Source organism: Acidovorax sp. FW305-C-20-28, from assembly GCF_058783375.1.
This window is the reverse complement of the sequence record NZ_JBYSYM010000003.1, coordinates 124,109-150,831: the sequence shown is the minus strand read 5'-3', so window position 1 is coordinate 150,831 and position 26,723 is coordinate 124,109. Positions and strand designations below refer to the sequence as shown.

Annotated in this window: 19 protein-coding genes and 1 pseudogene; 11 read left to right on the top strand and 9 right to left on the bottom strand. The window is 65.3% G+C overall.

From position 1 onward, the window contains the following. Window positions 1-83 precede the first annotated feature (83 nt). Complete coding sequence (locus AC3WOH_RS05785; RefSeq protein ID WP_492228424.1) at window positions 84-599, bottom strand: MarR family winged helix-turn-helix transcriptional regulator; 516 nt, start codon at window positions 597-599, stop codon at window positions 84-86. 132 nt (window positions 600-731) lie between these two features. Here AC3WOH_RS05785 and AC3WOH_RS05780 point away from each other — a divergent pair, with 132 nt between their 5' ends. The 3 genes and pseudogenes from AC3WOH_RS05780 (at window position 732) to AC3WOH_RS05770 (ending at window position 3,748) form a co-directional block, all read left to right on the top strand. After that, entirely contained in the window at window positions 732-1,811 is a 1,080-nt protein-coding gene (locus tag AC3WOH_RS05780) for an ABC transporter substrate-binding protein (protein ID WP_492228423.1), read from the top strand. Window positions 1,812-1,834: 23 nt separating this feature from the next. Continuing rightward, the gene (locus tag AC3WOH_RS05775) at window positions 1,835-2,821 is read left to right on the top strand and encodes a Bug family tripartite tricarboxylate transporter substrate binding protein (protein ID WP_492228421.1); all 987 of its coding nucleotides are present in this window, start codon (window positions 1,835-1,837) and stop codon (window positions 2,819-2,821) included. Window positions 2,822-3,012: 191 nt separating this feature from the next. Further along, window positions 3,013-3,748 (top strand): annotated as a pseudogene (locus AC3WOH_RS05770) (hypothetical protein). Window positions 3,749-4,012: 264 nt separating this feature from the next. On the opposite strand, the gene AC3WOH_RS05765 reads toward AC3WOH_RS05770, so the two are convergent. From AC3WOH_RS05765 to AC3WOH_RS05755, 3 genes are all read right to left on the bottom strand, one after another. Beyond that, window positions 4,013-5,185 (bottom strand): hypothetical protein, encoded by a 1,173-nt coding sequence (locus AC3WOH_RS05765; protein ID WP_492228420.1) that lies wholly within the window; start codon window positions 5,183-5,185, stop codon window positions 4,013-4,015. A gap of 44 nt (window positions 5,186-5,229) precedes the next feature. Beyond that, window positions 5,230-6,432, bottom strand: coding sequence for a hypothetical protein (locus tag AC3WOH_RS05760; protein ID WP_492228419.1), 1,203 nt, complete (start codon window positions 6,430-6,432; stop codon window positions 5,230-5,232). Window positions 6,433-6,499: 67 nt separating this feature from the next. Beyond that, complete coding sequence (locus AC3WOH_RS05755; protein WP_492228418.1) at window positions 6,500-7,405, bottom strand: DMP19 family protein; 906 nt, start codon at window positions 7,403-7,405, stop codon at window positions 6,500-6,502. Window positions 7,406-7,533: 128 nt separating this feature from the next. Here AC3WOH_RS05755 and AC3WOH_RS05750 point away from each other — a divergent pair, with 128 nt between their 5' ends. Beyond that, window positions 7,534-8,520: a hypothetical protein gene (locus AC3WOH_RS05750; protein WP_492228417.1), complete on the top strand. Its 987-nt coding sequence runs from the start codon at window positions 7,534-7,536 to the stop codon at window positions 8,518-8,520. A 103-nt stretch (window positions 8,521-8,623) separates the two neighbouring features. Here AC3WOH_RS05750 and lpdA read toward each other — a convergent pair whose 3' ends face one another. The 3 genes from lpdA to aceE are packed head-to-tail and all read right to left on the bottom strand — an operon-like array spanning window position 8,624 to window position 14,886. Continuing rightward, complete coding sequence (lpdA, locus tag AC3WOH_RS05745; protein WP_492228416.1) at window positions 8,624-10,465, bottom strand: dihydrolipoyl dehydrogenase; 1,842 nt, start codon at window positions 10,463-10,465, stop codon at window positions 8,624-8,626. 15 nt (window positions 10,466-10,480) lie between these two features. Further along, window positions 10,481-12,151, bottom strand: coding sequence for a dihydrolipoyllysine-residue acetyltransferase (gene aceF / locus AC3WOH_RS05740; protein ID WP_492228415.1), 1,671 nt, complete (start codon window positions 12,149-12,151; stop codon window positions 10,481-10,483). Window positions 12,152-12,168: 17 nt separating this feature from the next. Next, window positions 12,169-14,886, bottom strand: coding sequence for a pyruvate dehydrogenase (acetyl-transferring), homodimeric type (gene aceE / locus AC3WOH_RS05735; RefSeq protein WP_492228414.1), 2,718 nt, complete (start codon window positions 14,884-14,886; stop codon window positions 12,169-12,171). A 239-nt stretch (window positions 14,887-15,125) separates the two neighbouring features. On the opposite strand from aceE, the gene AC3WOH_RS05730 reads away from it, so the two are divergent. The 5 genes from AC3WOH_RS05730 (at window position 15,126) to AC3WOH_RS05710 (ending at window position 22,025) form a co-directional block, all read left to right on the top strand. Continuing rightward, window positions 15,126-17,687 carry a PAS domain-containing sensor histidine kinase gene (locus AC3WOH_RS05730; RefSeq protein ID WP_492228413.1) on the top strand — a complete coding sequence of 854 codons (2,562 nt, stop codon included), beginning with the start codon at window positions 15,126-15,128 and terminating at the stop codon, window positions 17,685-17,687. Continuing rightward, a complete protein-coding gene (locus tag AC3WOH_RS05725; RefSeq protein ID WP_007848524.1) occupies window positions 17,684-18,310 on the top strand; it encodes a response regulator transcription factor in 627 nt (208 codons plus the stop codon). The genes AC3WOH_RS05730 and AC3WOH_RS05725 overlap by 4 nt, the downstream gene beginning before the upstream one ends. A 66-nt stretch (window positions 18,311-18,376) precedes the next feature. Then, window positions 18,377-19,231 carry a bifunctional methylenetetrahydrofolate dehydrogenase/methenyltetrahydrofolate cyclohydrolase FolD gene (gene folD / locus AC3WOH_RS05720; RefSeq protein WP_492228412.1) on the top strand — a complete coding sequence of 285 codons (855 nt, stop codon included), beginning with the start codon at window positions 18,377-18,379 and terminating at the stop codon, window positions 19,229-19,231. 41 nt (window positions 19,232-19,272) lie between these two features. Continuing rightward, complete coding sequence (locus AC3WOH_RS05715) at window positions 19,273-21,318, top strand: M3 family metallopeptidase (protein WP_492228411.1); 2,046 nt, start codon at window positions 19,273-19,275, stop codon at window positions 21,316-21,318. A 38-nt stretch (window positions 21,319-21,356) separates the two neighbouring features. Continuing rightward, entirely contained in the window at window positions 21,357-22,025 is a 669-nt protein-coding gene (locus AC3WOH_RS05710) for a glutaredoxin domain-containing protein (protein ID WP_492228410.1), read from the top strand. Between the two features lie 91 nt (window positions 22,026-22,116). On the opposite strand, the gene rpiA is transcribed toward AC3WOH_RS05710, so the two are convergent. Beyond that, a complete protein-coding gene (rpiA, locus tag AC3WOH_RS05705) occupies window positions 22,117-22,806 on the bottom strand; it encodes a ribose-5-phosphate isomerase RpiA (RefSeq protein ID WP_184855878.1) in 690 nt (229 codons plus the stop codon). A gap of 47 nt (window positions 22,807-22,853) precedes the next feature. Between rpiA and AC3WOH_RS05700 the strand changes: the two genes are divergently transcribed. Next, entirely contained in the window at window positions 22,854-23,912 is a 1,059-nt protein-coding gene (locus tag AC3WOH_RS05700) for a quinone-dependent dihydroorotate dehydrogenase (RefSeq protein WP_492228409.1), read from the top strand. 197 nt (window positions 23,913-24,109) lie between these two features. Continuing rightward, the gene (locus tag AC3WOH_RS05695) at window positions 24,110-24,760 is read left to right on the top strand and encodes a response regulator (RefSeq protein ID WP_492228408.1); all 651 of its coding nucleotides are present in this window, start codon (window positions 24,110-24,112) and stop codon (window positions 24,758-24,760) included. 93 nt (window positions 24,761-24,853) lie between these two features. On the opposite strand, the gene AC3WOH_RS05690 is transcribed toward AC3WOH_RS05695, so the two are convergent. Next, window positions 24,854-26,632 (bottom strand): ATP-binding response regulator, encoded by a 1,779-nt coding sequence (locus AC3WOH_RS05690; protein ID WP_492228407.1) that lies wholly within the window; start codon window positions 26,630-26,632, stop codon window positions 24,854-24,856. Window positions 26,633-26,723: the final 91 nt, after the last annotated feature.

Sequence of the window (26,723 nt, the reverse complement as noted above, 5' to 3'; positions counted from 1 at the left end):
GCCGGGCTATCAACTGCGCACCGCGCCTTGCATACCACCCGCCAAAGCCGCTGCGTGACCCCTGGGAGATCGTAAACAGGTTCTTATGCCATGTCGTCGTCGGGGCTGCGCCGCCCGCGCTGGCGGTCCGCGCCCACATCGAGCACGATGGAGCTGTTCACCACTTCCGCATGGCGTGTGAGCACCGACAGGATCTGGTCCAGCGCCTTCACCTGCCCCGCATCGAGCACCGACACCACCCCCTGGTTGATGCTGGCGATCTGCGGGAACAGCTCCTGGTGCAGCGCCACGCCTTCGCGCGTGGCGGCCACGAGCGCGAAACGGCGGTCGCCATCCTGCACTTCGCGGCGCACCAGCCGCTTCTTGGCCAGCGCCGCAATGACGCGCGAGGCGCGCGCCAGATCCAGGTGCGCCAGCTCGCTCAGGCGCGAAGGCGATACCGGGCCGCCATCGACCACCAGGCACAGCAGCCGGAACTCACGCCGCGTCACGCCATAGCGCCCTTCGCACAGGCGCACCACCGGCGCGCCGGCCAGTGCGTACAGCCGCTGCAGCCGGTAGTTCACGAAATCGTCCGGACCACGGGGATTGCGCAACATTCGGAATGTCTCCTCGTTTCTTCATTAGATGAACCATTGGCGCAGGCCTAAGAATTCTTTGCAAAGAGTTCCCTATGCCACTGGAGACAACCTGTGCTTTTGTTCGTTCGTGCGTTGATCTTATATGCGGCTGTGCAGGCAGCAGCCGCCCATGCCGAGATCGTCATCGCCCAGGTTTCGCCCACCAAGGGGCCACTGGCCGTCACGGCCGTGGGCAACCACGAGGGGGCCATGGCGTATTTCAACGCCGTGAACGCCAAGGGCGGTGTGAACGGACAGAAGATCCGCTTCGTGCACGAGGACGACCAGTACAAGCCCGAAGACACCGTGCGCCTGGTCGAGACCATCGCAGCGCGGGACAAGCCGCTGGCCTTCATCAACCTGTTCGGCTCGGCCAATGTGCTGGCCTTGCAGTCGAGCAAGGTGCTGGAGCGCGTGAAGATCCCGGCAGTCGGCGCGACACCGGGCGCCGAAGCCATGCGCAACCCCGGCAGCCCCTGGATCTACCATGTGAGCGCGGGTGACCGTGCACAGATCCGCCACATCCTGCAGCACCTGTCCACGCTGGGCATCCGCAAGGTGTCGGTGGCCCACCAGGACAACCCCATGGGCAAGAGCGGTCTGGGCCACTTCAACGAAGCGGCCGCAGAACTCAAGCTCGACGTGGTCGGCCGGGTGCCGGCGCCACCCGTCGGCGAGGCGCTCGCCGACACGGCCAAGGCCCTGCAGGCGACGGGCGCGCAGGCCTACGTGATGGTGCTGGTGCGCAACAGCGGTGCCGCACTGGTACGCGACGTGCGCGCGGCGGCCGACCGCACGCCCATCTACGGCATGTCCTACGTGCCGGCCGAGGCCATCATGGAAAAGACGCCGCTCGAATCGGCCATCGGCGTGGGTGTGGCCCAGGTGCTGCCCAACGCCTCGGCCGACAAGACCCGGCTGACGCGGGACTTCCGGGCGGCCATGCGCGCCCACTTCCCGAAATCCGAGCCATCCAACCCGCACCTCACCGGCTACGTGGCCGCCCAGGTGGCGTTGGAGGCGATCCACCGCGCCGGCGCGTCCCCCACGCCCGAAAAGGTCACGGCCGCACTGCGCCAGTTGCGCATGGACCTGGGTGGCCTGCCGCTGGATTTCACCAATGGCCAGAATATCGGCACGCAGTGGGTGGACATCGGTGTGGTGAACCGCCGCGGCCAGCTGATGTACTGAGTATCGACAAGGAGCAAGTTTTCATGGGCATTTCCACCAAGACGATCCGCAGCGCCGGTGCCATCGGCCTCCTCGCACTGGCCACCCTGTCACCTTGCGCCGCACTGGCCCAGGCCTGGCCCGCCGGCCCCGTGCGCCTCTTTGTGGGCTCGCCGCCCGGCGCCCCTTCGGACATCACGGCACGGCTGTTCGCCGACCAGTTGGGCAAACTGGTCAAGCAGCCCGTGGTCGTGGACAACCGCCCCGGCGCCGGCAACAACCTGGCCGCCATGGCGGCGGCCAAGGCCGAACCCGACGGCGCCACGCTGGTGCTGAGCCCGGACACCGTGCTCACGGTCAACCCGCACATCTACAAGAACCGCGATTTCGATCCCAAGACCGACCTGGTGAACGTCTCCATCATCGGCAGCTTCTCGCAGATGCTGGTGTGCCACCCTTCGGTGGGCGTGAAGACGGTGGGCGAGCTGGTGGCCAAGAGCAAGACCGAGCGCATCATGTACGGCTCCGGCGGGCCGGGTGTGCCCGGCCACCTGGCAACCGAGATGTTCCTGGATGCGGCCAAGACGCGCATGGAGCACATTCCCTACCGCGGCCCCGCACCCGCCACGCAGGCGGTGCTGGCCGGCGAGGTGCAGTGCGGCTTTCTGGCCACGCCCACCGTGCTGCCGCATGTGCGGGCCGGCAAGCTCACCGCGTTGGCCGTCTCTTCGGCCACACCATCGCCGCTGGCGCCCGAGGTGCCCACGCTGGCCCAGGCCCTGCAGCAGCCCGGCCTGGACGTGAGCTTCCGCCTGGTGCTGCAGGCGCCCAAGGCCACGCCACCCGCCGTGATCGCGGAACTGGCGAAACGTGCGCAGGAGGTGATGAAGCTGCCGGACGTGCGTGCCAAGCTGCAGAACAGCGACGTGACGGCCCTGGGCACCACCAGCGCGCAGGCGCAGGCCACGCTGAACCAAGAAATGGTGCGCTGGGAGCCGGTGGTGAAGCGGCTGGGGTTGACGGCGGATTGAGAAGCGGGGGGGCAGCACGTGCCCCCCACTATTTCTGACTTCGGCACAATGGCCCGTAGCACCCGCAGTCCGCCTTCGCAAAGCGGTTGCGCCCCGGATTGCAAATCCGATTAGAAGAATGAGGCCCCGGCCTACATGGTGGCTGCGGCGCCGCGCCTATGATGGGTGACCCGATCCCGCCCAGGCACCGCATGCGCAACCTGCTCGACTTCAGCCCTGGTCCACCCTGATAGGCCTGCTGGTGACCACCCTAGTCATGATGGGCACGCGCCTGGTCTTAATGCAGACCATCCAGAGACGGCGCGAGCGCAAACCCGGCAGATCAACGAACGCCTCAAGACCTTGATCGCCGCCTACAAGACCCTGGGTGGCTCGTTCACCGGCCAGTTGCAGGTGCACCCCACGCACCTGCGTGACCTGCGGCGCCAGCAGGTGCACGACAGCGCCGTGCAGATGGCCATCGCCGGCGGGGCGCTGGAGGCCGGAGCGCCCTCCTCGGCCCTGACCAGCACCGAACGACAGCGCCGCATGCGCGACGCGGTGGAAGCCGCCCTGTCCGACGTGATCCTGCTCGGCACCGAGGAGCAGGTGGAACTGGCCGCCAGGGCCGCACAGGACATGGTGGCCGGGCGCGGCATGGAGACGGCGCAACTGGTGGTGTCGCTGCGGCACTTCATCCGCTCGGCGCTGGACCTGGAGTCCATCCCGGTCTCGGTCGCCATCCCGAACCAGGGCCCGCTGCGGCCGGCCGGCAGCAGTGGCGGCGGTGCAGCCGGCAAGCGTGCGGGAGCGGCTGGCAATGCCGAGGCCGGCAGCGGGCGCGGTGGAGGTGGCGCAGCAAGCCCTGGCGGCGCCGGCATGGCCGTGGGCGCGGGGCTGGTTTCCTACGGCGCAGACGCCAAGGCATCCGACGGCACGGGCCGCTGACTGATAGGAAAAGTCAGACGCCCTACCCTGCCCTCAAGCGCCATCGTCACCCCCACCGGCAACCCCTTGTCAAACTCATCCGGGCGCAGATCAACCAATTCGATCCCGTTACCGAGTCCAGCCAGAGGGCAGGCACGGACCGCACCACCTGCATCTAGAGTAGTCGTCAGGCCGACCCCGTCAAATGTTTGCGGATGCAGCCAGATAGCTTCCGAGCCAAAATTGCCAAAATATTGGTGAGCGCCCGAAAAATTGGTCGACGAATTATTGAACAGCACCCTTACCGCCAACACCATCAATAGATGAAATAATACTACCCAAAGTCACAATAGAAGCTTCGAGCTCAACAATAATTCTATCAAGCTGAAGGAGCACATTCCTTTTCGCAACATTCAACTCCTTCATTAATTGCGGAAATTTAGATATAGTATTTCTCATCCCCTGCGTTACCGCCAAAACTCTATTCATTGAAAAAACCATGAGCAAGAGATCTTGCTTAAGCGAGGCAACTTTATTTACATCCGAATTAGCCCCACGCTGAAAGGCCATAGCTTTACTTAGCGCATCCATCGATTTAACTCTAGAACTTGATAGCACAGCAACGGGATCAACAATAGCACTCACGAATCCTTCCATATCATCTGCAGCTCGTTTCGTCCCACGGCGCATATCATGAATCGATTTTTTATCAACCATTTCCAATTCATCGGCACGCAACGAAAGCTGATCGTTAAGCTCCTTAACTGCATCCCCAATAGCGGAAATTGATGAATTTACCTCATTTTGCCGCACCTTAAACAAATCAATATAATCAAAATAACCGTAATCTGCCTCACCATCTTCGACGCTCAATTCAGTCTCCGTTGGAGGTGATTTAATATTTTGCAGGGGCGCATTTTTTTCAGGCGCTGAAAACTTAATGGCCAGCGATGATAGATGAGCCCTCAGCGATGATTCAAACCCTGCTTGATCTTTAAAAACAGAATATACACCACCAATTTCACCAAGCGACCTTCTAAAATCATTAACCCCTTGGACCTGCTCAGTATTCAATTCAAAGGGGGATATTCCCGCATCCTTAAAATAAACCATAATCTCCAAAGGAGTTCCTCCGCTCCGCATCTTGGCATAAGCTCTATCAAACTCCTCCACGCTACCCGATTTAGCTCGTGGTGTAGGAGTTCCCAGCCTTCCCCAGAATATCCCTATAAAAACATCATAGTCATCGCCAATCTGAGCATTAATCACAGCCTGAGGATCAGTGGAAAATGATGGCCGAACGTTGCGCTCCCACCGAACCAAATCAAATGCCATTCCAAGAGTTGATCCCCATATTCCATTAAGCTCCAGAATAACACTTTCCAGCAAATCCCTTTCCGCAGAAACATCAGAGGGGGACGCGACAAAAATTTTAAACGTTTTTATATTTTTTGGCATAATTCAAAAGCTAGTTGAATAGTGAGTTTTCCAGTTCGCAAAAATCAGTAGGGACCAAGTAGCGGCGGTCGCCCGACCAGGCTTTGCAGGATGCCTTCGAACAGTGCATTGCCATCGTTGCCGCTGACGGGCTTCCACTGCACATGCTGGGTCACGCGCTGGCGGTGGCGCAGGGTTTCGACCCAGACATCGCGCAGCGGCGTTCTGCAGTGCAGGGCCAGCACCAAAAGGGCCATCTGTTCCTGCAGGCAGAACGCGCCGTGCACGCCGCTCTCGCCGTCCTTGAGAATGCGGTTCAAGTGGTCGACCGACAGCAGCAGCCGGCCCAAGGCCGCCATGTCCTTGGGCGCGTCCTGCCAGAGGATGGCGCGCTCGGCGGCCCAGAAGGCCAGGGCCCGGGCGTATTCATCGAGGTCTTGCGCGCTGCGCAGCTCGTTCTGGCCCAGCCGGGGGTTGCGGTGCCAGGGGATCTGCTGGAAGTCGCTGAGCGTGCGCTCGTGGTCCGGGATGAAGGACTTGATGCGGCTGCGCAGCTCGCGCCCGCCGACCTCGTCCAGGCGCGCCAGCCAGGCCTCGCGCACGCTGGGCAGCCACCAGCCCACGGAGCAGTGGATGTACTGCCGGTCCTGCTCAGGCTGCACGTGCAGGGAAAAGGCCTGCACCGTGGGCCCGTAGCTGCGCTGCACGAAGCGTGCACGCGAATTCACCGGGTGCGGGTGGACCTCGAAGCCCAGGGGCGCGAGCCGCTCCATCAGCGCACCGCACAGCGTGTCGAGACTGTGCGGCACCCGGGCCGGGGCAAAGCTGCCGGGCGTGGCCTGCACCTTGGGAGGGTCGGCACGCAGGGCCCGTTCGGCAAAGGGCTCGACCGTGCCGTTGGCATAGATCACCTGGCGGTCCAGCCGGTACAGCGCCCCGCTCTGCGGCTCGAACAACTGCAAGCCTGCATCGGCCGCCACATGGCCCAGGGTGGAGAGCACGGTGGCATCGAGCACCTGCGCATCGACGCCCAGGTTCAACGGCCACTGGTCCAGCGGCCCGAAGGGCAGGCCCTCGGTCCAGACCAGGGGCTGGGGCACGCCGTTGGCATCTGCGGCCAGCGGGTAGTAGCACTGCACCTCGCGCACAAACTGGTCGAGCATGGCCACGACCCGGGGCGTGGCCGCCAGGCTGCGCTTGCACGCAGCCTGGGCGGTGGGCACGTCGGTGGCCGTGATGCGGTCGAAGATCTGGACGATGAAGCTCATGGAGAAGCGGCAGGCGCCCGAAAATGTAACGGGATCCGCGGATTGTGCGCAATGCCGCGCCGCGCGGCTACCGGAAAACCTCGTGGGCCCGTGCTTCGATGCCCTCGCACAACGGCTTGTAGAAGGCCGGGTTGTAACCGGGGATCCCGATGTCCTGGTGGATCAGGGCGTAGTAGCGGGTCTCCAGCGCGGCCCAGTGGTCTTCGGTGCCCGTGAAGATGGCCGAGGCGTGCTCGATGCCGTTGCTGGCGGCCTGCAGGCGGGGGGCGGCCGCGTCGTCCGCCATCGTCAGCGCCTCCAGGATGGCCACCCGCTCCTCCCGGTCCTTGGGGATGCGCTGGCCGGGGAAGACGGCATAGGCCTCACGCAGGATGTCGGCGTATTGCGGCAGGCCCAGCAGTTCGAAGCCTGCGAGCGCCTCATGCGCGAGCTCGCCGTAGCTGTTGTAGAAGAACTGCGAGAAGCCGCCGTTGCAGATCTGCCCGTCGGCATTGGCGATGGCCCACAGGGCCATCTGCGCAGGGGTCATGCGCATCGACCACTGCAGGGCCGCTTCGGGATCGTCCCATTGCCAGACTTCGCCGATGCGGCTGACTGCGTACTCGAAGTAGTCGTACCAGTCGAAGGAGGGAAAGGAGGTCTCCGCGGCGAACGCCGCCAGGGGGCCTGGATGGCGGGGCCTGAGGCTCAGGATGTCGCCCCCCTCGGACAGCGGCTTTCCGTCGGGCGCCGCCAGCCGCCAGCCACCCGTGGTCAGCCGCATGAATTCCTGGCCATCGGCGTACGCCTGGGCTTCGAAGTCGTTGTCGCAAGCCTGTGCGTCCAGCGGCTTCCAGATGGCGCCGGAGTCGGTGGCAGCGCCCGCTTGCAGTTCGTCGGTGCGGACCATGGAGCCGTCGACAACCATGCGCACATGGGTGCGGCGCTGGGCCTTGCCCTTCGTGTCCTTGATGAAATGCTGTTCGTGGGCCATGGGTTCAGAAGGGGATGCAAGGTGTGGATGCGATGCCAGACCCAAGCCTCCCCGCATTTTCAGGCGATACTTTTTCTGGCAGTGCAGCCTTGCCTCCGGATGCGTCCAGCCCACCCACGCGAGAACCCATGTCTGAATCCTTCCAATTGAAAATCAAGTTCGGCAGCGTCGACAAGCCCGCGCTGGAATGCATCGGGCGATTGGTCGCTGCCCTGGACGAAGAGGATTATGGTGCGGTGGAGCAGATCGCCACAGCCGCCCTGGACGGCCGAGACGGCAAGCAGGACGATGCCCGGGGCCGGGCGCTGGTGGCACCACTGCTGCTGCCGTGCTCGGAGTACGGCCCCGCCGAGGTACCGGTGGTGCAGGCGCTGTGCGGCGCACTGGAAGACGCCTGCGCCAGCATCTACCGCACGGGCACGGGAAAATCGGGCATCCAGCTGAACGGTACGGACAACGGAACGGCCGATGCCGCCGCCTACCTGCTGGCGTGGCTGCAGGCCCTGCCCGTGGAGGTGGCAAGCGCCCAGGGCAAGGGGTTCACCTGGATGGCCCGGTGGGAGCCGGACGGGCAGGGTCTGCTGCATGTGGCGGCCTACGAGCCGCTGGAGGAAGGCCAGAGGATCGACCCCAAGGCCGATGAGAAGCTGCGGCGCAAGGCCGAGCGGGAGAACAAGGCCTTTCTCCAGAGCCCGTTGCGCAGCCTGGTGCAGGCCCTGCCCGCTGGCGACCCCATCGCGCTGGTCCGGTCTGTGGGGCGCGACGCCTGGCTGGGTCACGGTTTCGCCGACCTGATGGACCGCATCGCCACCGAGCCCGACTGCAGTGCCCTGAACTACCGGATCGGCCTGCAGGGCCAGCCGCTGAACGCACGCACCCCCAAGGATGAGCTGGCCATCAACACCTGGAACCAGACCAATGGCAAGCAGGTCCTGGAGCTGGACCTGTATGCCCTGTTGCCGGTCGACACCATGAACAGCCACTTCTTGCAGCAGTTACCGCGCGAGGCAAACATCCTGCCCCATATGTTCCGATGGCACAGCGGTGGGGTGCAGGTGTTCGCCAAGCTGTACAAGGACCAGTTCCGGCTGCAGCTGGAGCGCATCACCGCCTGAGAACACAGTGCAGGCGGCCCAGGAAAAAAGCCCGGGCCGTTGCCGGACCGGGCTTTCGTTTGCGGTTCAGAACGGCGCAGGACGCCGTCCCTTCCTGGCTACATCACTTCTTCTGCGGCGGCACATCCGTGCAGCTGCCGTGCGCAATCTCCGCCGCCATGCCGATGCTCTCGCCCAGCGTGGGGTGGGGGTGGATGGTCTTGCCGATGTCCACCGCGTCCGCGCCCATCTCGATGGCCAACGCGATCTCGCCGATCATGTCACCGGCATGCGTGCCGACGATGCCGCCGCCCAGGATCTTGCCGTGGCCATGGGCCTCAGGGCTGTCATCGAACAGCAGCTTGGTGTAGCCCTCGTCGCGGCCGTTGGCGATGGCACGGCCCGAGGCCGTCCAGGGGAACAGGCCCTTCTTGACCTTGATGCCCTGGGCCTTGGCCTGGTCTTCGGTCAGGCCCACCCAGGCCACTTCGGGGTCGGTATAGGCCACCGAGGGGATCACGCGGGCGTTGAAGGCGCTGCTTGCCAGTTCCTTGTTGCCCTGGATCTCGCCGGCGATGACTTCCGCGGCCACATGCGCTTCGTGCACGGCCTTGTGCGCCAGCATGGGCTGGCCCACGATGTCGCCGATGGCGAAGATGTGCGGCACATTGGTGCGCATCTGGATGTCGACGTTGATGAAGCCGCGGTCCGTGACGGCCACGCCGGCCTTCTCGGCGGCGATCTTCTTGCCGTTGGGGGTGCGGCCTACGGCCTGCAGCACCAGGTCGTAGACCTGCGGCGCGGGGGCGGTGCCGCCCTCCTCCGCCGACGCAAACGTCACCTCGATGCCTTCGGGCGTGGCCTTGGCCCCCACCGTCTTGGTCTTGAGCATGATGTTGTCGAAGCGCTTGGCGTTCATCTTCTGCCAGACCTTGACGAGGTCGCGGTCGGCGCCCTGCATCAGTCCGTCCATCATTTCCACCACGTCCAGGCGGGCGCCCAGGGTGCTGTAGACCGTGCCCATTTCCAGGCCGATGATGCCGCCGCCCAGGATGAGCATGCGCTTGGGCACCTGCTTCAATTCCAGTGCGCCGGTAGAGTCCACCACGCGTGGATCGTCGGGCATGAAGGGCAGGCGCACGGCCTGGCTGCCGGCGGCGATGATGGCGTTCTTGAAGGCGATGACCTTCTTGCCGCCCGTCTTCTCCTGGCCGGTGGCGCCGCCGGTTTCTTCCACCTCGAGGTGGTGGGCGCCGACGAACTGGCCCACGCCGCGCACGGTGGTGACCTTGCGCATCTTGGCCATGGCGGCCAGGCCGCCGGTGAGCTTGCCGATGACCTTTTCCTTGTGGCCGCGCAGCTTGTCGATGTCCAGCGTGGGCGCACCGAAGCTCACGCCCAGGTCGGCCATGTGGCTGACTTCGTCCATGACGGCAGCCACATGCAGCAGCGCCTTGGAGGGGATGCAGCCCACGTTCAGGCACACGCCGCCCAGGGTGGCGTAGCGTTCGACCAGCACGACCTTGAGGCCCAGGTCGGCCGCGCGGAAGGCGGCGCTGTAGCCGCCGGGGCCGGCGCCGAGGACCAGCACGTCGCATTCGATATCGGCAGAGCCGCCGAAACTCGACGCTTGGGGCGCGGGAGCAGCGGGGGTTGCAGCAGCAGCGGCAGGAACTGCCGCTGCTGGTGCGGGGGCAGCAGCCGGTGCGGGTGCTGCCGCGCCAGCATCCGCCGCTTCCAGCGTCAGCACCACGGCGCCTTGGGCGACCTTGTCGCCAATCTTGACCTTGAGTTCCTTGACCACGCCCGCGTGGCTCGAAGGAATTTCCATGGAGGCCTTGTCGGACTCCACGGTGATCAGACTCTGCTCGGCCTTGATGGTGTCGCCGGGCTTGACCAGCACTTCGATGACGCCGACTTCGTCGAAGTCGCCGATGTCGGGGACCTTGATGTCAATGGTTGCCATTGCAGGGTCTCCTCGTTACAGCAGGATGCGGCGGTAGTCCGCCAGCAGTTGGCCCAGGTAGGCATTGAAGCGCGCGGCCGAGGCACCGTCGATGACGCGGTGGTCGTACGACAGCGACAGCGGCAGCACCAGGCGCGGCACGAATTGCTTGCCGTCCCACACCGGCTTCATCTGGCCCTTGGACAGGCCCAGGATGGCCACTTCGGGCGCATTGATGATAGGCGTGAAGTGCGTGCCGCCGATGCCGCCGAGCGAGCTGATCGACATGCAGCCACCCTGCATGTCGGCCGCGCCGAGCTTGCCGTCGCGCGCCTTCTTGGCGAGTTCACCCATTTCATTGCTGATCTGGATGATGCCCTTCTTGTCGGCATCCTTGAGCACGGGCACCACAAGGCCGTTGGGCGTGTCGGCCGCAAAGCCGATGTGGTAGTACTGCTTGTAGACCAGGGTATCGCCGTCCAGACTGGTGTTGAACTCTGGGAACTTCTTGAGAGCGGCCACCACGGCCTTGATCACGAAGGCCAGCATGGTGACCTTGACGCCGCTCTTCTCGTTCTCCTTGTTGGTGGAGACGCGGAAGGCTTCCAGGTCGGTGATGTCGGCCTCGTCGTTGTTGGTGACGTGGGGGATCATCACCCAGTTGCGGTGCAGGTTGGCGCCGCTGATCTTCTTGATGCGCGACAGGTCCTTGCGCTCCACCGTGCCGAACTTGGTGAAGTCGACCTTGGGCCAGGGCAGCAGGTCCAGGCCCACGCCGGAACCACCGCCGCCGCCCGCAGGTGCCTTCGCCGCCTGGGCCTTGGTCTGGGTGGCGCCGCTCATCACCTGCTTGGTGAAGGCCTGCACGTCGTCCTGGCTGATGCGGCCCTTGGGGCCGGTGCCCTTGACCTCTTCGAGCGGCACGCCGAGTTCGCGGGCGAACTTGCGCACCGAGGGAGAAGCGTGGGGCAGGCCTGCCGTGGGGGTGCCAGGCTGGTGGGCGGGTACGGAGGCAGCTGCAGGTGCAGGCGCCGCTGCAGCTTGTGCAGGAGCGGGGGCTGCTGCAGCCTGGGCGGCCACAGGCGCCGGTGCTGCGGCAGCGGGTGCAGCCGCGCCGGCCGCGCCTTCGAGGATGGCCACCAGGTCACCGATGTTCACGGTGTCACCGATCTTGACCTTGAGCTCCTTGACCACGCCGGCGGCGGGCGACGGGATCTCCATCGAGGCCTTGTCGGACTCGACGGTGAACAGCGATTGCTCGACCTTGATGGTGTCACCCACCTTGACCAGCATTTCGATGACGGCCACGTCCTTGAAGTCGCCGATGTCGGGCACGCGCACTTCCACAGGTCCGGCTGCAGCGGCAGGGGCGGCGGCTGCAGGGGCAGGCGCGGGGGCTGCGGCCTGGGGGGCCGCTGCGGCGGGTGCAGGAGCCGCGGCAGCCGGAGCTGCAGCAGGGGCACCCGCGTCGGCGGCTTCCACCACCACGATGACGGAGCCCTGCTTGACCTTATCGCCCACGGCGACCTTGAGTTCCTTGACCACGCCTGCGTGGCTCGACGGGATTTCCATCGAGGCCTTGTCCGACTCCACCGTGATCAGCGACTGCTCAGCCTTGACCGTGTCGCCCGGCTTGACGAGCAGCTCGATCACGCCGACTTCGTCGAAGTCGCCGATGTCCGGGACCTGAATGTTGACCAATGCCATTGTTGTCTCCGGTTCTTTTAAGCGTAGAGCGGGTTGACCTTGTCGGCCTGGATGTTGTACTTGGCGATGGCTTCGGCCACCTTGGCCGCGGGCACCTTGCCTTCTTCGGACAGCGCCTTCAGGGCCGCCACGACGATGTAGTGGCGGTTGATCTCGAAGTGCTCACGCAGCTTGCTGCGGAAGTCGCTGCGGCCGAAGCCGTCGGTACCGAGCACCTTGTAGATGCGGCCTGCGGGGATGAACGAGCGGATCTGGTCGGCGTAGTTCTTCATGTAGTCGGTGGAGGCAACCACGGGGCCCGTGGTCTTGCCCAGTTGCTCGGCCACGAAGGAGACGCGGGGCGTTTCGGTCGGGTGCAGCAGGTTCCAGCGCTCCACGTCCTGGCCGTCGCGGGCCAGTTCGTTGAAGCTCGGGCAGCTCCAGATGCTGGCGGCCACGCCCCAGTCCTTTTCGAGCAGTTCCTGGGCGAAGAAGGATTCGCGCAGGATGGTGCCGCTGCCCAGCAGTTGCACGGTGGGTGCGTCGGCAGCCAGGGCAGGCGCCTGCTTGCAGATGTACATGCCCTTCAAGATCTGCTCTTCCGTGCCGGGCTGCAGGCCGGGCATGGCGTAGTTCTCGTTGAGCAGGGTCAGGTAGTAGAAGACGTTTTCCTGGCGCTCGACCATGCGCTTCAAGCCATGGTGCATGATCACGCCGACTTCGTGCGCGAAGGTCGGGTCATAGCTCACGCAGTTGGGGATGGTGCCGGCCAGGATGTGGCTGTGGCCGTCTTCGTGCTGCAGGCCTTCGCCGTTGAGCGTGGTGCGGCCCGAGGTGCCGCCCAGGAGGAAGCCGCGGGCCTGCATGTCGCCAGCGGCCCAGGCCAGGTCGCCGATGCGCTGGAAGCCGAACATCGAGTAGTACACGTAGAACGGGATCATGATCCGGTTGTTCGTGCTGTAGCTGGTGGCGGCAGCGATCCAGCTGGCCATGCCGCCGGCTTCGTTGATGCCTTCCTGCAGGATCTGGCCGGCCTTGTCTTCCTTGTAGTACATCACCTGGTCGCGGTCGACCGGGGTGTACAGCTGGCCCTTGGGGTTGTAGATGCCGATCTGGCGGAACAGGCCTTCCATGCCGAAGGTGCGGGCTTCGTCCACCAGGATGGGCACGACGCGCGGGCCCAGGGCCTGGTCGCGCAGCAGCTGCGTGAGGAAGCGCACGTAGGCCTGGGTAGTGGAGATCTCGCGGCCTTCGGCCGTGGGCTCCAGCACCGCCTTGAAGGTCTCCAGCGCGGGCACGGTGAAGCTCTCTTCGGCCTTGGGCAGGCGCTTGGGCAGGTAACCGCCCAGGGCCTTGCGGCGCTCGTGCAGGTACTGCATTTCGGGCGTGTCGTCGGCCGGCTTGTAGTACGGGATCTCGGCCAGCTGGCTGTCCGGGATCGGGATGTTGAAGCGGTCGCGGATGTACTTGATGTCCTCGTCCGACAGCTTCTTGGTCTGGTGCACGGTGTTCTTGCCTTCACCGGCCTTGCCCATGCCGTAGCCCTTGACGGTTTTGACCAGCAGCACGGTGGGCTGGTTCTTGTGCTCGTTGGCGGCGTGGAAGGCGGCGTACACCTTGGCGGGCTCGTGGCCGCCGCGGCGCAGCTCGAAGATCTCTTCGTCGGTCATGTGCTCGACGAGCTTGAGCGTCTCGGGGTAGCGGCCGAAGAAGTTCTTGCGCACGAAGGCACCATCGTTGGCCTTCATGGCCTGGTAGTCGCCGTCCAGCGTCTCCATCATCAGCTGCTTGAGCTTGCCGGTCTTGTCGCGCGCCAGCAGCGTGTCCCAGCCATTGCCCCACAAGAGCTTGATGACGTTCCAACCGCTGCCGCGGAACTCGCTCTCGAGCTCCTGCACGATCTTGCCGTTGCCGCGCACCGGGCCATCCAGGCGCTGCAGGTTGCAGTTGATCACGAAGACCAGGTTGTCGAGGTTCTCGCGCGCGGCCAGGCCGATGGCGCCCAGCGATTCGGGTTCGTCCATCTCACCGTCGCCACAGAACACCCAGACCTTGCGGTTTTCGGTGTTGGCAATGCCGCGGGCGTGCAGGTACTTGAGGAAGCGTGCCTGGTAGATGGCCATCAGCGGGCCCAGGCCCATGGACACCGTGGGGAACTGCCAGAACTCGGGCATGAGCTTGGGGTGGGGGTAGCTCGAGAGGCCCTTGCCATCCACTTCCTGGCGGAAGCTGTCGAGCTGCTCTTCGTTCAGGCGGCCTTCGAGGTAGGCGCGCGCGTAGATGCCGGGCGAGCTGTGGCCCTGGATGTACAGCAGGTCACCGCCGTGGTTTTCGCTGGCGGCATGCCAGAAGTGGTTGAAGCCGGCGCCGAACATGCTGGCCACCGAGGCGAAGGAGCCGATGTGGCCGCCCAGATCGCCGCCATCAGCGGGGTTCAGGCGGTTGGCACGCACCACCATGGCCATGGCGTTCCAGCGCATGTAGGCGCGCAGGCGCTTTTCAATGGCGATGTTGCCGGGGCAATGGGCTTCCTGCGTCGGCTCGATGGTGTTCACATAGCCGGTATTGGCCGAGAACGGCATGTCGATGCTGCTCTGGCGCGCATGTTCGAGGAGTTGTTCGAGCAGGTAGTGGGCGCGCTCCGGGCCCTCCTTGTCGATCACGGCGGACAGCGCGTCCATCCATTCGCGGGTTTCCTGCTGATCGGCGTCGGTACCGAGGCCAAAACCGGCCTGTGGGTCGGGCTGAGCTGACATGCTTTTGTCTCCTGTAGATGTGGCAGCAATTTAGATGACTGTCCCTAGTTTCTCACAACTTTTCGCCAATTTCAAATGGTGCCTATTCATATCGCATTATGAGAATTTGCTGCAAACGCACAAGAACGAGCGTTCGCAAAAGGCGTTGGGTGGCCCGGCCACCCTTGCAGGGGATCGTGGACAGCTTTCCCCCGGCTGTCCGTAACCAGGTGTGCGCCTCCTCTACACTTGGGGGCTCCATGCAAGCCACCGATCCCGCGCCCTCCTCCACGGTCTCGCCCATCGCGGCCCCCGCACGCTGGTGGCGCAAGTGGTGGCGCAGCCTCTCGCCCACCCGGCAGGACCGGTTTGCCGCACTCGCGCCCCTGGCGGCGGTGCTGATGTTCCTGGCCGCCATCGTGGCGGCCTTCTGGTACCTGCGCGCCGAAGAGGCCGAGCGCGAGCAGGAAGCCCTGCGCCGCGATGTGGAATACGCCCAGCAGCGCGTGCGCCTGCGCCTGCTGGAGCGCCAGGAGCAGCTCATGCGCATTGCGCGCGACCTGTCCAACCAGGAGCTGGAGCGCTCGGAGTTCGTGAGCCGGGCCGAGACGCTGATCAGCCAGTACCCGGAACTGCAGGCCATCACCTGGATCGACGAGCGCCGCCGCATCCGCGCCAGCCATGCCGCGCCGACCCTGGCCAGCAGCGAACTGCGCATTGCCGGCGAGGTGCTCAAGGCCGGTGACACGGCCGACACCTATGGTCTGGCGCGTGACCTGCAGCAGCCCGTCTACGCCCAGCCGCCCGCCTCCCAGGGGGATGTGACGCACCTGCTGCAGCTGCAGGTGCCACTGAACAACCAGGGCAAGTTCAGCGGCGTGGTGTTGGGCGAGTACTCCATCGACAGCCTGCTGCGCTACGGCACGCCGACCGAGGTGCTGGCGCGCTATGCCGTGACCATGCTCGACGGCAAGAGCCAGGTGCTGGCCGGCACCCCTTTGGGCCCGCGCAACCCGGCCACGCAGTTCCTGCCCTGGAGCCCGCGCGCCAACGAGTACGAAGTGCCCGTTTCGCCAGTAGGCAACGGCCTGGTGCTGCGCGCCCAGGCCTACCGCACCTCGCTGGGCGTGGTGGGCAGCGGCCTGTTCTGGCTGGTGGGCACCCTCTCGGCCATGACGGCCTGGATGCTGATCGCCACCTGGCGCCACACGCGCCGGCGCATGCAGGCCCAGCAGGCCCTGGTGGCCGAGACCAATTTCCGCCGCGCAATGGAGAACTCCATCCTCACCGGCATGCGCGCCCTGGACATGGAGGGCCGCATCACCTACGTGAACGCCGCCTTCTGCCAGATGACGGGCTGGAGCGAGGCCGAGCTGGTGGGCCTGAAGGCGCCGTTTCCCTACTGGCCCGACTCGGACCACGAGGCCCTGCACGCCAAGCTGCGCGACGAGCTCAGCGGCAAGACCATCGTCGGCGGCTTCCAGGTGCGCGTGCGGCGCAAGAGTGGCACGCTGTTCGATGCGCGGCTGTACGTGTCTCCGCTGATCGACGCCCACGGCCACCAGACGGGCTGGATGACGTCGATGACCGACATCACCGAGCCCAACCGGGTGCGCGAGCAGCTGTCGGCCTCGCACGAGCGCTTCACCATCGTGCTCGAATCGCTCGATGCTTCGGTGTCCGTGGCGCCACTGGGCAGCGAGGAGCTGCTGTTTGCCAACAAGCTGTACCGCCAGTGGTTCGGCTCGCAGACCGGCGGCCACCTGCAGCTGGTGGCCCAGGCCGGCGTGGTGCCCGTGGCCAACAGCACCAGCTCGGGCGTGGACGACGAGGACGGCCTGATGGGCCTGCCCACCGATACGCTGACCAGCGCCCGCACCGAGAACGCCGAAATCTTTTTGCCCGACCTGGGCAAGTGGCTGGAAGTGCGCTCGCGCTATCTGAACTGGGTGGACGGCCGCCTGGCGCAGATGGTGATCGCCACCGACATCACGCCGCGCCGCCAGGCCGAGGAACAGGCCTCGCGCCAGGCCGAGCGCGCCCAGTCGGTCAGCCGCCTGATCACCATGGGCGAAATGGCGTCCAGCGTGGCGCACGAGCTGAACCAGCCGCTCACCGCCATCAACAACTACTGCAGCGGCATGGTCTCGCGCATCCAGAGCGGGCAGTTGACGGAGGAAGCCCTGCTCACGGCCCTGCAGAAGACGGCCCACCAGGCCCAACGCGCGGGGCAGATCATTCAACGCATCCGCTCCTTCGTGAAGAAGAGCGAGCCCAACCGGGCCCTGGCCGATGTGCACTCCATGGTGACCGAAGCGGTGGAACTGGCCGATATCGAGCTGCGCCGCCACCATGTGCGCCTGACCCTCTATATCGCCGCGCGCCTGCCGCCCGTGATGGCCGACACCATCCTGATCGAGCAGGTGCTGGTGAACCTGATGAAGAATGGCGCCGAGGCCATCCAGCAGGCCAACCGCCCCACGGCCGGGCGCAGCGTGGAGCTGCGCGTGGTCCCCAAGACCATCGACGACCGGGGCGTGGTCGAGTTCTCGGTGCTGGACACAGGCAAGGGACTGGCGCCCGAGGTGCTGGAGCGGCTGTTCGAAGCCTTCTTCTCCACCAAGCAGGAAGGCATGGGAATGGGCCTCAATCTGTGCCGCAGCATCGTCGAGTCGCACCAGGGCCGGATGCATGCAGAGAACATCTACAATGGTTCCGAGGTCACCGGCTGCAGGTTCTCCTTCTGGTTGCCGCTTGCCAAGCCTGCCGATGACACTACAAATTCTGTAGCAAACGCACACACTCCAAGGACAATTGCATGAGCTTGATTCCGAAAAAAGGCACCGTATACGTCGTGGACGATGACGAAGCGGTCCGAGACTCCCTGCAGTGGCTACTGGAAGGCAAGGACTACCGGGTGCGCTGCTTTGATTCGGCCGAGACCTTTTTGTCGCGCTACGACCCCCGCGAGGTGGCCTGCCTGATCGTGGACATCCGCATGGGCGGCATGACCGGCCTGGAGCTGCAGGACCGTCTGATCGAGCGCAAGTCCCCGCTGCCCATCGTGTTCATCACCGGCCACGGCGACGTGCCCATGGCCGTGAACACCATGAAGAAGGGCGCGCTCGACTTCATCCAGAAGCCTTTTGACGAGGAAGAGCTGGTCGGCCTGGTCGAGCGCATGCTGGACCATGCCCGCGAGGCGTTTGCCGGCTACCAGCAGGCCGCCAGCCGCGATGCCCTGCTCTCCAAGCTCACCAGCCGCGAGGCGCAGGTGCTCGAGCGCATCGTTGCCGGCCGCCTGAACAAGCAGATCGCCGACGACCTCGGGATCAGCATCAAGACGGTGGAGGCGCACCGCGCCAACATCATGGAAAAGCTCAACGCCAACACCGTGGCCGATCTGCTGAAGATCGCCTTGGGCCAGAATGCCCCCAAGGGCTGAGCCCACACACCGCCAAGTTCCCCACCAGGGCGCCACCCGGCGCCCTTTTCGATCCGAATTCCAGCCATGACAGCCCAACTCATCGACGGCAACGCCCTCTCCCGCCAACTGCGCAGCGAGGTCGCCCAGCGCGCCGCCGCCCTCACCGCCCGCGGCCACCAGCCTGGCCTGGCCGTGATACTGGTCGGTGAAGATCCAGCCTCGGCCGTCTATGTGCGCAACAAGATCAAGGCCTGCGAGGACAGCGGCGTGCGCTCGGTCTTCGAGAAGTACGAGGCCACGCTGAGCGAGGCCGAGCTGCTGGCCCGCATCGAAGCGCTGAACGCTGATCCAACTGTGCACGGCATCCTGGTGCAGATGCCCCTGCCCAAACACATCGACCCGCACAAGGTGATCGAGGCGATCTCCACGGCCAAGGACGTGGACGGCTACTCGGTGCTGTCCGCCGGCGAGCTGATGGCCGGGCTCGAGGGCTTTCGCCCCTGCACCCCCTACGGCAGCATGAAGCTGATCGAATCCACCGGCCAGTCGCTCAAGGGCAAGCATGCCGTGGTGATCGGGCGCAGCAACACCGTGGGCAAGCCCATGGCCCTGTTGCTGCTGCAGGCCAACGCCACCGTGACCGTGACGCACAGCGGCACGCCCGACCTGGGCTACCACACGCGCCAGGCCGACGTGGTGGTGGCGGCCGTTGGCCGCGCCAACACGCTCACGGCCGATATGGTCAAACCCGGTGCCATCGTGATCGACGTGGGCATCAACCGCAACGCCGAAGGCAAGCTGTGCGGCGACGTGGACTTCGAGAAGGTCAAGGAAGTGGCCGGCTGGATCACCCCCGTCCCTGGCGGGGTCGGCCCGATGACGATTACCATGCTGCTGGTGAACACGATCGAGGCCGCCGAACGCACGGCAGCCCGGTAAAAGATTCTTGAACCTACGCCCCGAGGCGCCATCTACACCGCATGAGCAACGCCCTTCTCGAATTTTCCGGCCTTCCCCAGTTTGACCGCATCACCCCCGAGGACGTCGCCCCTGCGGTCGATGTTCTGCTCGAGCGTGCCAACGCGGCGCTGGAGGCGGTCACCGCCTCCGATTTCCCCGCCCGCTGGGATGCCATTGCCAAGGTGCTGGATGTGGCCACCGAACAGCTGGGCACGGCCTGGGGTGCGGTGAGCCACCTCAATAGCGTGGCCGACACGCCCGAGTTGCGCGCCGCCTACAACGCCGCCCTGCCCCGCGTCACCGAGTTCTGGACCCGCCTGGGCGCCGACGAACGCCTGTACGCCAAGTACAAGGCCATCGATCCGGCCACGCTGACCAGCGAGCAGCGCCAGGCGCACAAGAACGCCGTGCGCAACTTCGTGCTCAGCGGCGCGGAATTGACCGGTACGGCGAAGGACCGCTTTGCCGAAATCCAGGAGCGCCAGGCCGAGCTGAGCCAGAAGTTCAGCGAGAACGCGCTCGACGCGACGGACGCCTTTGCCTACTACGCCACCGATGCCGAGGTGGGGGGCGTTCCCTCCGATGTGCTGCAGGCCGCCCGCGACGCCGCACAGGCCGAAGGCAAGGACGGCTACAAGCTCACGCTCAAGATGCCGTGCTACCTGCCGGTGATGCAGTTCGCCGACCAAAGCGCGCTGCGCGAGAAGATCTACCGCGCCTATGTGACCCGGGCCTCCGACCAGGCCGAGGGCGAGGCCCGCAAGTACGACAACACGGCCCTGATCAGCGAGATCCTGGCCCTGCGCAAGGAAGAAGCACAGCTGCTGGGCTATGCCAACTTCGGCGAAGTCTCGGTGGTGGCCAAGATGGCCGACTCGCCCGCCGAGGTGGTCACCTTTCTGCGCGACCTGGCGCACCGCGCCCGGCCCTATGCCGAGAAGGACGTGGCCGACCTGCGTGCCTTTGCCGCAAGCAGCCTGGGCCTTGCCGACCCGCAATCCTGGGACTGGCCCTATGTGGCCGAGAAGCTCAAGGAAGCGCGCTACGCCTTCAGCGAGCAGGAGGTCAAGCAGTACTTCACGGCCCCCAAGGTGCTGGCGGGCCTGTTCAAGATCATCGAGACGCTGTTCGAAGTGGCCATCCGCCGCGACAGCGCGCCCGTATGGAACCCCGCCGTGGAGTTCTATCGCATCGAGCGCGGCAATACCCTGGTGGGCCAGTTCTACCTGGACCAGCCGGCCCGCACCGGCAAGCGCGGTGGTGCCTGGATGGACGATGTGCGCACGCGCTGGCTGCGCCCCGATACGGGCGTGCTGCAGACCCCGGTGGCGCACTTGGTGTGCAACTTCGCCAGCGGTGTGGACGGCAAGCCGCCGCTGCTCACGCACGACGATGTGATCACCCTGTTCCACGAATTCGGCCATGGCCTGCACCACATGCTGACCCAGGTGAACGAGCGCGACGTCTCGGGCATCGGCGGCGTGGAGTGGGACGCAGTGGAACTGCCCAGCCAGTTCATGGAGAACTTCTGCTGGGAGTGGGATGTGCTCAAGCACATGACGGCCCATGTGGACACGGGCGAGCCCCTGCCGCGCGCGCTCTTCGACAAGATGATCGCGGCCAAGAACTTCCAGAGCGGCATGCAGACCCTGCGCCAGATCGAGTTCTCGCTGTTCGACATGCTGCTGCACACCGAGCACGACCCCGCCCGGGACATCATGCCCCTGCTGGCCCAGGTGCGCGCCGAGGTGGCGGTGCTGCAGCCGCCGGCCTTCAGCCGCACGGCGCATACCTTCAGCCACATCTTCGCGGGCGGTTATGCTGCGGGCTATTACAGCTACAAATGGGCCGAGGTGCTGAGCGCCGACGCCTATGCGGCGTTTGAAGAAACGGTAGGCAGCGATGGCCAGCCCAGCGCCGAAACCGGCCGCCGCTACCGCGAAGCCATTCTGGAAGCGGGTGGCAGCCGCCCGGCGATGGAGTCGTTCAAGGCCTTCCGGGGCCGCGAACCGCGCCTGGACGCCTTGATGCGCCACCAGGGCATGGCCGAGCCCGCCGCGGCCTGAGTTTCCCCCACAACCAACGGATCCCGAGGAGAAAGACAATGCGCAAGAACCTGCTGTCCCTGCCGATGCTGGCCCCGGTGCTGGTCCTTCTTGCTGCCAGCGCAGGGACCCAGGCCCAGACGGTGTACCGCATCGTCGGGCCCGATGGCAAGGTCACCTTCTCGGACCGTGCCCCCGACAATGCGAGCAAGGCCACGGCCACCACCACGACCAATCCGGCGACGGGCGCAGTGGGAAGCACGACCGGACTGCCGCTGGAGCTGTCGCGCATTGCACAGCGCTTTCCCGTGACGCTGTACACCGGCAGCGACTGCGCCCCCTGCTTGAGCGCACGCAGCCTGCTGGTGAACCGGGGCATTCCCTTCACCGAGCGCACCGTGACCACCAACGAGGATCTTGATGCGCTGCGCAAGCTCAGCGGCGACACCTCGCTGCCTTACGGCACCATCGGCACACAGCGCATGGTTGGTTTCCAGGACACGGAATGGACGCAATACCTCGATGCAGCCGGGTACCCCAAGGTGTCGCAGTTGACGGCCAGCTACCGGCGCCCGCCTGCTACGCCATTGGTGGCAGTCGCTCCGGCGGCTACGCCTGCGGCGGCTTCAGCCTCGGATGCAGCTGCAGCGACAGCTTCGCCACGTACGCGCCCGGCCCCTTCCACCGAAGGCCCTTCGCCCACCAACCCGACAGGCATCCGGTTTTAAGCCGCCCTGCCAATGCTTTCAAGACAATGGGCCGCAACTGCGGCCCATTGTCTTTTTTGTGCCGCCGCCCAAGGGGCGGGGCCGCACGAAATCAATAGCTCAGCGTCTTCACGCCCTGCGCCGTGCCCAGCAGGCACACCGAGGCCTTCTGGTGCGCGAACACGCCCACCGTGACCACGCCGGGCCACTGGTTGACGTCGGATTCGAAAGCCAGCGGGTCGGTGATGGACAGGCCCGTAACATCGAGGATGTGCTGGCCGTTGTCGGTGACCAGGGGCTGGCCGTCTTTCTGGCGGATCGTCGCCTTGCCGCCCAGGGCAGCAAAGCGGCGCGCGATGTGGGCTGCCGCCATGGGGATCACTTCCACGGGCAGCGGGAACTTGCCCAGCGCGGGCACGAGCTTGGATTCGTCGGCGATGCAGACGAAACGGCCGGCCAGCGCAGCCACGATCTTCTCGCGCGTGAGCGCCGCACCGCCGCCCTTGACCATGTGGCCCTGGCCGTCGATCTCGTCGGCGCCGTCGATGTAGACCGACAGCGATTCGACTTCGTTGGCGTCGAACACGGGAATGCCCAGGGCCTTCAGACGCTCGGTGCTGGCCACCGAGCTCGATACGGCGCCCTTGATGTCGCCCTTCATGCTGGCCAGGGCGTCGATGAACTTGTTGACGGTGGAGCCGGTGCCCACGCCCACGATCTCGCCAGGCACCACGTATTGCAGGGCAGCCTGGCCTACGAGGGCCTTGAGTTCGTCTTGGGTCAGGGGGGTAGAGGTCGTCATGAGGGAAAATCAGCGGTTATTGCGCAATTATCCCCTGTCATCCCTCCATGTCCCTGATCCCCTACGCCCTCACCCGCCCTTTCCTCTTCGGCATGGATGCCGAAGCCGCGCATGAACTCACCATGGACATGCTGGCCCGCGGGCAGCGCACACCGCTGCAATGGGCCTGGTGCAACACGCGGGTGGACGACCCCATCGAGCTGGCGGGCCTCCACTTTCCCAACCGCGTGGGCATGGCCGCCGGCCTGGACAAGAACGCGCGTGTCATCGATGCGCTTGGCGCCATGGGCTTTGGCTTCGTGGAGGTGGGCACCGTCACGCCCAAGGGGCAGCCGGGCAACCCCAAGCCGCGCATGTTCCGCCTGCCCGAGAAGCGCGCCCTGATCAACCGCCTGGGCTTCAACAACGAAGGGCTGGACGCGTTCTTGCGCAATGTGCAGCAGTCGCGCTTTCGCGACCAGCCGCAGGGCCGCGGCCCGCGCATGCTGCTGGGCCTGAACATCGGCAAGAACGCCACCACGCCCATCGAGAACGCCACCAGCGACTACCTGACCTGCCTGGACGGCGTGTACCCGCACGCCGACTACGTGACGGTGAACATCAGCTCGCCCAACACCCAGAACCTGCGCGCCCTGCAAAGCGACGAGGCGCTGGACGGCCTGCTGGGTGCGATCGCCGAACGCCGCGAAGTGCTGGCAACGCAGGCTGGCAAGCGCACGCCCATTTTCGTGAAGATCGCGCCCGACCTGAGCGAGGAGCAGGTCTCGGTGATCGCCGCGACGCTGCAGCGCCACGGCATGGACGGCGTGATCGCCACCAACACCACCATCTCCCGCGATGCCGTCAAAGGCCTGCGCCATGCCGAGGAGACCGGTGGCCTGAGTGGTGCACCGGTGCTCGAAGCCAGCAACCAGGTGATCCGCCAGTTGCGCGCCGCGCTGGGCAGCCAGTTCCCCATCATCGGCGTGGGCGGTGTGATGAGCGCCGACGATGCGGTGAGCAAGGTACGCGCAGGTGCAGACGTGGTGCAGATCTACACCGGGCTGATCTACGAGGGCCCGGCGCTTGTAACCCGGGCAGCGCAGGCCATCAAGGCCATGCGCTGAAGGCATGTTCAGGGGCAGGCTGCGAGCGTGATGTTGATTCCACCAACTGGTAAAAAAATCGCGATGACACAGCACGGACGCCAAGACCATGGCATAGTCGGATCGATACTAAATGTGTCTTCCGATGGCGATCCCATCCAATCCGACGTGCCTGTGTCGCCCTGCGACGCCACGGCGATGCCCTGTACCTCCAACCCATGAACGTTCTTGTCATTGACGACCACTCGCTGTTTCGAGAGGGACTGCGCCTGTTGCTCGCCGAGCTTGGCTTCGGCATAGACACCCAGATCGCGGGCAGCTGCGAAGAAGGGCTCGAAAAGCTGCGGGCGCGGCCCGCAGATGTCGTGTTGCTCGACTGGCATATGGAAGGCCTCTCCGGCGCCGACGCCATGGTGGCCATCCGTGAACTGGTGCCCCAGGCGCGCCAGATCGTGCTGTCGGGCGAGAAGAGCGCAGCGCTGGTGCGCACCGCGATCGACAACGGTGCGGTCGGCTTCATCGCCAAGGACTCCGAGCCCGAGACCCTTTTGCTCGCCCTCAACACCATTGCCTCGGGTGGTATCTACCTGCCAGCTACCCTGCTCTCCGGCCCTGGGCGGACAACACCCCCCGGAGAGAGCCACCTGCCCAGCGAACTCACCCACGCCTTCCCCGAGCTGACCCAGCGCCAGGGCGATGTGCTCGCCGCCATCCTGCGCGGCCTGCCCAACAAGGTGATTGCGCGCGAACTCAACATCAGCGACCAGACGGTGAAATCCCACCTGAGCGTCATCTTTCGCCAGCTCAACGTGCAAAGCCGCACCGAGGCGGTCTACGTCTGCGCACGGCAAGGCGTGCGCATCGCATGAGATAAATCACCATCCGAGGGGCGCCTCGCGCCGCCCCGCGTGCACGCAGACGGTCCGTTTCGCGCGACAGGGGTGGTGCGCAGCACACCAGTCTCACGAAAGGCCGATGGTTCCTGGCTTGTCCACCACGGGCCTCAAAGCAGGAGCAGACCGCTCGGCCGCCGGCTCGCCTATTTCTGCCAACCAGTTGATCAGCAGCGAGGGCAATACCGGCTTTTGCCACATCGCAATATTGCCCAGGCGCGCAACCTCGTGGATGTCGATACCCGGGTCTCCAGTGATGATGGCCACGGGCAACCCGGGCCAACGGGAACGCAGGCGCCGCGCCACGTCCAGGCCCGTGGCATCGCCAGAAAGTCGGTAATCGGCGACCAGCGCATGCGGAGGGGTGGTTGCCGATTCGATCGCGGAATCCGGGGGCATGCCCTCCCACTGCATGACCTTGCCGCCCCATGACTCGAGGGCCTGGGAGGTCGCCATGCGGACCAGGGCATGGTCCTCGACGAGCCAGACATCCACCGCCTTGTGCAACACCGGCTGGGCCGGTGCCGGCAGGGCGCCAACGCCCGTGCTCTCGAAGATCGGCGCCTGGGGCAAGGTGAGCGTGAAGGTGGTCCCCTGGCCTGGGTTCGAGCGCATGCCCATTTCCAGGCCGAGCAGGGTCGCCAGGCGGCGCACGATGGCCAGGCCCAGGCCACTGCCCTGCCCCGGGTCGCGCGAAGGATTGCCGACCTGAAAATACTCTTCGAAGACCCGGGCCTGCGCTTCATGGGCGATGCCGATGCCGGTATCGCGCACCTCCAGCGCCACCACGCTTTCCCGTGCGTGCACGGAGACCACGACACCGCCTTCGTTGGTGTATTTGACTGCGTTGTCCACCAGGTTGCGCACAATGCGCTCGAGCAAAAACGCATCGCTCAGCACCCACGCCTCGGCATCGCCCTCGGTTTCTATGGAAACCCCTTTGGCAGCGCAGCGCGGCTGGAACTCGCCGGCCAGGTCGCGCACCATGCCCGCGATGTTCAGGGCCTGCATCTGCGGCACGATGGAGCCGGTCTCCAGCTTGGAGAGGTCGAGCAGCCCCGAGAACAGCTTGTCCAGCGAGCCCGCCGCGTCGCGGATATGGGCGATCAGCTGCGCGGTCTGCGGCGTTTCGTGGCGGTGCAGCAGCGACGAGAAGACCAGCAGGGCGTGCAGGGGCTGGCGCAGGTCATGGCTGGCCGCAGCCAGAAAGCGCGACTTGGCGGCATTCGCCTCTTCGGCCACCTGCTTCTCCTCCCCCAGCCGGCGCAACAGGTCCGCGTTCTCGAAGCGGATCTGCAGCGAATCGCGGAAGGCCTGCGCCGTCTGCCGCGACGAGACCGCTACCACCAGCCCCACGCCGAACAGGGCCAGGGCCAGCGGCAGGCCATTGGTGCCCCCCTGCGTCAACCAGAACACGGCCGCAAAGGCCAGGTTGATCCACGCCCCGGCGATGAAGGTTGCCGGGTGCGTCGACGCATTCACCAGCGCCCCGCCCAGGTAGATGAGCTGCAGCACGGTGGCAAAGGTCGCAATGCCCCCGCTGGTGCCGTAGCCGATCCACCAGACCGTCGTGCCCATCAGCGCCTGGTTGGCCACCGTGATCCACCAGTGGTCGGTCTGCTGCCGGGCCAGCGCCGCCGCATCCGCCGTATCGAGCACGGCCAGTGCGCGCGCGCTGAGCAGCCCATTGATCTGGGCCATGAGCACCACGGGAATCATCCAGGCCAGCACACGCCAGACCGGGGTGGAAAAGCCGAAGCAAATCGCCGCCACGATGGCCGCCACCACCACCATGGTGCGCGCGCTGACCGACTGCTGCGCCCGCAGCCGCAGCGACTCGCGCGCCATCGCTACATCCAATGGGTGATTGGCATCGACAGGAAAGGGCGGTAGAAAATGCATGTAAACAATTGTTACTCAAAACAAAGCCCTACGGAAA

Coding starts and splice junctions, on each gene's coding strand:
- AC3WOH_RS05785 (WP_492228424.1), bottom strand. CDS start 599: ATGTTGCGCAATCCCCGTGGTCCGGACGATTTCGTGAACTACCGGCTG.
- AC3WOH_RS05775 (WP_492228421.1), top strand. CDS start 1,835: ATGGGCATTTCCACCAAGACGATCCGCAGCGCCGGTGCCATCGGCCTC.
- AC3WOH_RS05765 (WP_492228420.1), bottom strand. CDS start 5,185: ATGCCAAAAAATATAAAAACGTTTAAAATTTTTGTCGCGTCCCCCTCT.
- AC3WOH_RS05760 (WP_492228419.1), bottom strand. CDS start 6,432: ATGAGCTTCATCGTCCAGATCTTCGACCGCATCACGGCCACCGACGTG.
- AC3WOH_RS05755 (WP_492228418.1), bottom strand. CDS start 7,405: ATGGCCCACGAACAGCATTTCATCAAGGACACGAAGGGCAAGGCCCAG.
- AC3WOH_RS05750 (WP_492228417.1), top strand. CDS start 7,534: ATGTCTGAATCCTTCCAATTGAAAATCAAGTTCGGCAGCGTCGACAAG.
- lpdA (WP_492228416.1), bottom strand. CDS start 10,465: ATGGCAACCATTGACATCAAGGTCCCCGACATCGGCGACTTCGACGAA.
- aceF (WP_492228415.1), bottom strand. CDS start 12,151: ATGGCATTGGTCAACATTCAGGTCCCGGACATCGGCGACTTCGACGAA.
- aceE (WP_492228414.1), bottom strand. CDS start 14,886: ATGTCAGCTCAGCCCGACCCACAGGCCGGTTTTGGCCTCGGTACCGAC.
- AC3WOH_RS05730 (WP_492228413.1), top strand. CDS start 15,126: ATGCAAGCCACCGATCCCGCGCCCTCCTCCACGGTCTCGCCCATCGCG.
- AC3WOH_RS05725 (WP_007848524.1), top strand. CDS start 17,684: ATGAGCTTGATTCCGAAAAAAGGCACCGTATACGTCGTGGACGATGAC.
- folD (WP_492228412.1), top strand. CDS start 18,377: ATGACAGCCCAACTCATCGACGGCAACGCCCTCTCCCGCCAACTGCGC.
- AC3WOH_RS05715 (WP_492228411.1), top strand. CDS start 19,273: ATGAGCAACGCCCTTCTCGAATTTTCCGGCCTTCCCCAGTTTGACCGC.
- AC3WOH_RS05710 (WP_492228410.1), top strand. CDS start 21,357: ATGCGCAAGAACCTGCTGTCCCTGCCGATGCTGGCCCCGGTGCTGGTC.
- rpiA (WP_184855878.1), bottom strand. CDS start 22,806: ATGACGACCTCTACCCCCCTGACCCAAGACGAACTCAAGGCCCTCGTA.
- AC3WOH_RS05700 (WP_492228409.1), top strand. CDS start 22,854: ATGTCCCTGATCCCCTACGCCCTCACCCGCCCTTTCCTCTTCGGCATG.
- AC3WOH_RS05695 (WP_492228408.1), top strand. CDS start 24,110: ATGAACGTTCTTGTCATTGACGACCACTCGCTGTTTCGAGAGGGACTG.
- AC3WOH_RS05690 (WP_492228407.1), bottom strand. CDS start 26,632: ATGGCGCGCGAGTCGCTGCGGCTGCGGGCGCAGCAGTCGGTCAGCGCG.